The sequence below is a fragment of the Burkholderia paludis genome, assembly GCF_000732615.1.
Classification (GTDB): Bacteria; Pseudomonadota; Gammaproteobacteria; order Burkholderiales; family Burkholderiaceae; genus Burkholderia; species Burkholderia paludis.
Genome location: NZ_JPGL01000156.1, coordinates 1 through 1,082, shown reverse-complemented (window position 1 = coordinate 1,082; position 1,082 = coordinate 1). Strand labels below are relative to the sequence as shown.

The following is a 1,082-nucleotide window of genomic DNA, read 5'->3' as shown; positions in this document are numbered from 1 at the left end:
GGTCACCGCTTTTCCAATCCACGCAAGCGGTTCACGCTCGGTATTGAAGTTCGGCCCAGCGAGGAACAGCACGACGAGATTTTCGTTGATCTGCCCATCCTTCGGAGGGAAGCTTGGTGCGTCCCAGTTCATCACCCAGACGCTCTTGTCGGGATTGGCTTCGAGGTATGCAAGTCCCTCATTCAGCGATGTGAAGCCGGTATTTGCACCACCTTGCGTTATGCGCACGTCCGCCTGCGTGTCACGGCTCCAGACAGTTTTAAAATTTGGATTGCCGATCAAAAATGTCTCTCGGATCGCGTTGACTAAGTAGTCTCTCGCATTCGTCGCATTGAGGCGCGGGGGAATGGCAAGTTCAACATGAATTCCAGCCAATTCACGCCACGCCTTGACGTCTTCTGGCTTCACTGTATAAAAATACTTCGAATTCGTTGCATAACGCGTTCGCATCAATAGAGGAAATTCGTCCATATACTTCTCATAGAACCCCTTGAACGTCTCGGTTCCTTTATTTCCGTACACCAATGCCCCGATCGATTGCAGCGTCTTAAACGATTTTGGATCAGTGCGAACCATGTCGTCATTCTTATTAGGCTGCGCCAACCCCTGCGCCCACAACGTCTGCCATTCAGTCGGGTAGTCCTTACGCTGCAACGGATTCAACCAAATCAGACCAACGACTTGAGCCGTAAAAGGCATGGTCGGGGCGTCTGATGCGACCGTGACATTTGTTTTAGTCACTGGCGCCGCCTCAACAGAACGTGTAGCCGCCGTTGTCAAAAGCAGCACCGTCAGCGCGAGCAATCCGGGTATCAATACTAGTCGTTTCATTCAATCTCCCGTATCAAGTGGAACCGATCACGCTTGCCCCATCTTAACCGTCAGTAAGCCTAACAGGCCTGCCGCCATCACCCATACCACCAATGCAACAGCAATATGTAGTGGTCAACCAACCCCGGACACTGCGTTAAGTTTTTCTTCCGCAACAGCCGGCGCCAGTCCGTCATTGAACTGATGCGGCCGTATCCAGTTGTACCGATGCATCAGGTAGTGGCTGATATCCCGGTGTGCTTCCTGCGCCG

The 1,082-nt window shown here is 52.3% G+C and carries 2 pseudogenes; both read right to left on the bottom strand.

The annotated features are described in order from the left end of the window. Positions 1–831, bottom strand: a pseudogene (locus GQ56_RS42845) (virulence factor); the annotation flags it as partial. A gap of 114 nt (positions 832–945) precedes the next feature. Further along, positions 946–1,082 (bottom strand): annotated as a pseudogene (locus GQ56_RS45435) (IS3 family transposase); the annotation flags it as partial.